Genomic DNA, 5,332 nt, shown 5'->3' with positions numbered 1-5,332 from the left:
ATGCCGAATGACCATTACATCGAACTCCATCAGCTTCGCTACAACGAGGGCAGGTAACATCAATCTTTGCCATAGTGTATTTTTAAAAATGTAGAGTATAACGTATCAATAAATCTGAGTCACGACCGGGAATTCGCCGGGTTTTGGGCGGGCAATGTTTTCATCAGCCGCCGGCAGGGCGAGGCGCCAGCGCTGCAGCTGCTCTGGCGTGATGCGCAAAACCAGATCCAGCCGGGATACATTTACACCCTGGCCGCCAATACCGCCCGCGCGGAGCGTCGCCCCGCGCTGCTCCTCCGGCCGCAGCGCGCCGAGACCAGCTTCGTGCTCAACGCTTTTGATGCGCGGCATCTCCAATTAGCGCACGATCTGCTGACCTTCGCCATCGGCATTCTTGAGGGCGTGTCACCACCACTCATGGAAATGATGGACCGGCCCGATACCTTGCCCCACGCTTAAATCATCGGCATGCAGCAGCGCCTGCTGCAACCAGGCTTTAGCCGCGCGCAACGTCTGCGGCCAGTCATCATAGCGCGGCCGCAGCGCGGCTAAGGCGGCGGACAGCGTGCAGCCGGTGCCGTGGGTGTGCCGGGTCGCGACCCGCGCGCCCTCAAACCGCAACTCATAGTCCGGGCTTATCAGCCAATCTGGACTGGCATCGCCGGCCAAATGGCCGCCCTTCATCACTACCGCCTGACAGCCCAGCGCTAACAACGCGCGACCTTGCTGGCGCATTTGCTGCTCATTGACCGCGGGCGCGCAGTCGAGAAAAACCGCCGCCTCGGGCAGGTTGGGGGTGATAATGGACGCCAGAGGCAGCAGAATATCCCGCAGGCTGGTCACCGCATCCTCATCCAACAGCGCATCGCCGCTCTTGGCGACCATGACCGTATCGAGCACCAGCCAGGGTACCGCGTGCTCCCTGAGCTTGGCCGCCACCGCGCGGATAACCGCAGCCTGGCCGAGCATACCGACTTTGGCGCTATCGATGCGCACGTCGCTAAGCACGGACTCCATCTGCGCCGCGACAAAATCGGCAGCGATAGGATACACCGACTGTACGCCGCGCGTGTTCTGCGCCACCAGCGAGGTCACCACCGTGGTGCCATAAACGCCAAGCGCCGAAAAGGTTTTCAAATCAGCCTGGATGCCCGCCCCGCCGCTGGGATCGGTGCCGGCGATGGATAATGCATGATAAATCCGGCTCATTGCACATCCTCCGCACACAGACGGTACAGCTCATCCAGCATGCCGCTGGAAAAGCTGCCCGGCCCCGCCGCCCACGCGGCGGTCAGACGACCGGCGCGGGCCATCAGCCGGCAGGCGCCGGCAACGTTATCCAGCCGCTCGCCCGGCAAGGCGCAACACGCCGCCACCACCGCCGACAGGGCGCAACCGGTACCGGTTACGCGGGTCATCAGCGGATGACCATCGTCAACCTGCCAAGTGCGGTTGCCGTCGGTAATCAGATCCAGCGCGCCGGTCACCGCCACTATTGCCCCGCACTCTTTCGCCAAAGCTTGAGCGGCGGGCAGCGCCTGCAGGGAATCATCGCCGCTATCAACGCCGCGGCCGGCAGGAGCAATACCGGCCAGCGCCAGGATTTCCGAGGCGTTGCCGCGCACCGCCGCGGGCTGCAGGGTCAGCAGACGCCGGGCGAAATCGGTACGGTAATGCAGCGCGCCGACGCCGACGGGATCCAGCACCCAGGGGGTGCCCGCCGCGCCGGCGGCGGCGATTGCCGCCAGCATGGCGGCGGCCCGCTGCTGGCACAGCGTACCAATATTAATCAATAGCGCATCGGCGATGGCGCTGAATTGCGCGACCTCTTCCGGCTCCACAACCATCGCGGGGGAGGCGCCCAATGCCAGCAGCGTGTTGGCGGTAAGGGTTTGCACTACGTCGTTAGTGAGACAATGGACCAGCGGCGCCTGCTGGCGCAGCTGCTGTAAGGTATGGGCGGCAATCGCGCCCGGCAGTTCGGAGGGTTGCATGGCTCTCATTCTCCCACCGGCGATCAAGAAGGCGGTTCCGCCGGTGAATGGATACCGTGACTTCCCTACGCTGGCATGATCCAGTTCAGGTAATAAGGGTATTTCTCAGCCTTCACCTAGCGGTCAGGGCACCCCGAGTCATTGATAAATCAGTTTTTTTATTGCTTGGCGTTTGTTTATTTCTCTTGGCATGATAGCGTAATGCCCAAGCAAAATACAATCGGTTTACCCTTATGGGTCTGACAAAAATGTTCAGCAAAAGCACTGCGGTGCTCTCGCCCAAAGCCGCGCTCAACCGTCCCGCCACACGGCCGCCCAAGCGCCAGGCCGTTAGGCCGTTGCGCCGCTGGGCCGTTGTTCCTTGGGCCGTTAGGCCGTTAGGCCGTTGCGCCGTTGCGCCGTTGCGCCGTTGCGCCGTTAGGCCGTTGGGCCGTTGCGCCGTTGCGCCGTTGCGCCGTTGGGCCGTTGGGCCGTTGGGCCGTTGGGCCGTTGGGCCGTTGGGCCGTTGGGCCGTTGGGCCGTTGGGCCGTTGGGCCGTTGGGCCGTTGGGCCGTTGGGCCGTTGGGCCGTTGGGCCGTTGGGCCGTTGGGCCGTTGGGCCGTTGGGCCGTTGGGCCGTTGCGCCGTTGCGCCGTTGCGCCGTTGCGCCGTTGCGCCGTTGCGCCGTTAGGCCGTTAGGCCGTTAGGCCGTTAGGCCGTTAGGCCGTTAGGCCGTTAGGCCGTTAGGCCGTTAGGCCGTTAGGCCGTTAGGCCGTTAGGCCGCTGGGCCGACACAAAGCCAGCCAGCCAGCCAGCCAACGATGCGCCAAGACCGGCACGGCGCGTTAATCTATTTATGATAGTTTTCGCGAAACCGGGACAGTAAGATTATTTGTCCGGTGCCAACAATGGTGCCCGAACGCTTAAAGAGCAAAGTTCATCACTGTTGTGGGAACTAATGGAATGAAATAGGCACCTCACTCAGCAGCCTATTTCTCGCTAATTAAATAAATACAATGGATTAATTATCAGGCCGTTAATGGTGCCGATGGATTGCGATGGAAATTTCTTGCCGGCTAACTTAACAACTTCAGTTCCATTGCCCTGCTGATAGCATGTTTCGCGTTCGCCACGCCAAGTTTATTGATAATATTGCGGATATGAAATTTAACTGTTCCTTCGCGAATTGACAGGATCATAGAGATTTCATTATAGGTTTTACCTACGCTTGCCCAGAACAACACCTCTTTTTCCCGCGGCGAAAGCCGACAGGTGTCTTGCTCGGGCTCGCCAATCTGTTCCTTACGGGCGTCGAAAAAGCGGATAACCTGTTCATGGGTGGTAATGAGCAACATCTGAAACTTATCTTTCTCTTTTTCTATTACATCATAAAATTCAGCATGTTGCTTCATCTGGCTTATCGTCAGCGTGGCCAGATTGTTGTCAGGATCGTGCAGCGTGAAGGTATAACCATTGTCAAGCGCGTAATCACTCGACATCTTATAAAAGTTTTGATCTGGCATATTGGGATTATTTTGCCAGCTAAAAGGCGAAAACTTACGGCAGGCGATCAGCATTACCGGGTCAATTTTTTGATAACCATAATTACGATATTGATTTAGCCAACCCGCCGGGTAATCGGATATCATAAAGGCAGGGTGTCCTTCATCTTTATTCATCATGAAGTAGGCAAAAGAGAAAACATCGGAGTCGTTAAATATATGTGAAAGATAAAGTTTAATATTTTTCTTCATCTGGTTGATGAATAGCATATAATCCTTATCGCTTGGGTCACCCATTATCTCTACCTGTTATATTTATTTGAATGAACGGAATAATCGCACCGGCGATGGAAATCCGGCGCTGCAGTTATTTTACTTTATGATTATTGGATAGTATAAGAAGGCCACAATGGAAGCAACCACTAACAGAGTTGTTTATAATTATCCATCATAGTATCGCGATGCTTAATACCCTTCGCCGCAGCGATTTGATTAGCCTAGACATTAAATAACATGTACTATAGTTAACCCTGAACCCCTCTATTGCCACCCGGCCAGCAGGACATGCAATGAACAGGAACAGCGGCGAAATTACCGTCAGACAGTATCAGGAAGCCGATCGTCCTTTCTTGCGCACGCTGTTTCTGGCCTCACGCAAAGCGAATTGGTTGTGGCTGGACGATCGCCATTGGCAGTTGGAAGACTTTGACGCGGTCACGCTGGGGGAAAAAATTCTGGTGGCGGAAATCGACCAGACAATCGCCGGCTTTGCTTCGCTTTCGGTGCAGGATCGCTTTTTGCACAATTTATTTATTGCGCCACAATGGCAGCGGCAAAAGGTCGGCACCGCCTTGCTGGACGCCTGCTATCCCTTATGCCGGGGCACGATGGCGCTGAAATGCTTGGTACTGAATCAGCGCGCATTGCGCTTTTATCTGAACAACGGCTGGCGGGTCATTACCACCGGCCTGGCGGAAAACGGTGAATACTATCTCATGCATCACCGCCAGCCATCCGCTTCTTCGCGGCGGCAAACCGCTTCAGGACGCCCTTGATGCGGCGTCCGTAACGCTTTCCTACGCTTTTTTAAGCGTGATGCTCCATTGTGCGGCACCGACCTGCTGATAGTCCGTCACGGCATGGCCCTGCTCCGCCGCCCATTGCGGCAGACTTTCCGTCGCCTGTGTGCAGTCGAAGTCAATAACCAGTTCATCGCCGGTCTGCAATGCCGCCATAGCGGACTGTGCTTCGATAAGCGGGAAAGGACAAACCTGACTGATGACATCCAGTTTTTTAATCATTTTGTTTCCTCATTACCATTATCTGACTGATGCGGCGCGTAATGTTTCTTGCCGCCGCGGGCGGACGAACAGATACCATGACGCTGTCCATACGCCGAGAATCATAAAGGCCAACCCCACCCACCCTTGCCAGGTCAGCATCGCGGTCATGACCAGACCATTACCAATGGAGCAACCGCCGGCGGTCGTGGCGCCGAAACCCATCAGGATGCCGCCGGCGACGCTGCGGACCGTGGTGGCGGCATCGGCGGCGCGCAGGCGGAATTCGCCGCTGCCCTTGGCGGCGATAAACGCGCCAAGGAAGATCCCTAACACTAAAAACACGCCCCAATTAATGAATTTGTCATCCCCGATAACCAGATACTGAACAATATTGGCGCTCGGCGCGGTAATGCCAAGGCCAAAGTGGCGCCCGGAGGCGATGCTTAACGGCATAGGTATCTACACATTTATCGTGATACCTGTTATTACTTTGCAGAATGATTTCAACCTATCTGTTGGCGGGATTGACTCTCGCCTTACCCGCCGATATCAGACGCTGGTTAAACAGCATATGA

At 56.5% G+C, this 5,332-nt stretch carries 6 protein-coding genes, 1 pseudogene and 1 riboswitch; of the genes and pseudogenes, 1 reads left to right on the top strand and 6 read right to left on the bottom strand.

Annotation, left to right across the window (positions count from 1 at the left end):
* Positions 1-105: 105 nt before the first annotated feature.
* The 4 genes from CINSTRO3249_RS12425 to CINSTRO3249_RS12405 form a co-directional block, all read right to left on the bottom strand.
* A complete protein-coding gene (locus CINSTRO3249_RS12425; protein ID WP_074013511.1) occupies positions 106-351 on the bottom strand; it encodes a hypothetical protein in 246 nt (81 codons plus the stop codon).
* Positions 352-405: 54 nt separating this feature from the next.
* On the bottom strand, positions 406-1,209 hold the full coding sequence (gene thiD, locus CINSTRO3249_RS12420; protein ID WP_074013510.1) for a bifunctional hydroxymethylpyrimidine kinase/phosphomethylpyrimidine kinase: 804 nt from the start codon (positions 1,207-1,209) through the stop codon (positions 406-408).
* The gene (gene thiM / locus CINSTRO3249_RS12415; RefSeq protein WP_074013509.1) at positions 1,206-1,994 is read right to left on the bottom strand and encodes a hydroxyethylthiazole kinase; all 789 of its coding nucleotides are present in this window, start codon (positions 1,992-1,994) and stop codon (positions 1,206-1,208) included. The genes thiD and thiM overlap by 4 nt, the downstream gene beginning before the upstream one ends.
* 45 nt (positions 1,995-2,039) lie before the next feature.
* Positions 2,040-2,140, bottom strand: a riboswitch (TPP riboswitch).
* 908 nt (positions 2,141-3,048) lie between these two features.
* Positions 3,049-3,771, bottom strand: a complete 723-nt coding sequence (locus CINSTRO3249_RS12405; RefSeq protein WP_084790221.1) for a helix-turn-helix transcriptional regulator — start codon at positions 3,769-3,771, stop codon at positions 3,049-3,051.
* 272 nt (positions 3,772-4,043) lie between these two features.
* Here CINSTRO3249_RS12405 and CINSTRO3249_RS12400 point away from each other — a divergent pair, with 272 nt between their 5' ends.
* Positions 4,044-4,529 (top strand): GNAT family N-acetyltransferase, encoded by a 486-nt coding sequence (locus CINSTRO3249_RS12400; protein WP_074013508.1) that lies wholly within the window; start codon positions 4,044-4,046, stop codon positions 4,527-4,529.
* Positions 4,530-4,550: 21 nt separating this feature from the next.
* Here the strand turns inward: CINSTRO3249_RS12400 and tsuB are convergent, their stop codons facing one another.
* Positions 4,551-4,775, bottom strand: a complete 225-nt coding sequence (gene tsuB / locus CINSTRO3249_RS12395; RefSeq protein WP_074013507.1) for a thiosulfate utilization sulfurtransferase TsuB/YeeD — start codon at positions 4,773-4,775, stop codon at positions 4,551-4,553.
* 18 nt (positions 4,776-4,793) lie between these two features.
* Positions 4,794-5,207 (bottom strand): annotated as a pseudogene (locus tag CINSTRO3249_RS12390) (YeeE/YedE family protein); the annotation flags it as partial.
* Positions 5,208-5,332: the final 125 nt, after the last annotated feature.

The organism is Candidatus Sodalis sp. SoCistrobi, assembly GCF_900143145.1.
Taxonomy (GTDB): Bacteria; Pseudomonadota; Gammaproteobacteria; order Enterobacterales; family Enterobacteriaceae; genus SoCistrobi.
This window is presented reverse-complemented; position numbering and strand designations above follow the sequence as displayed.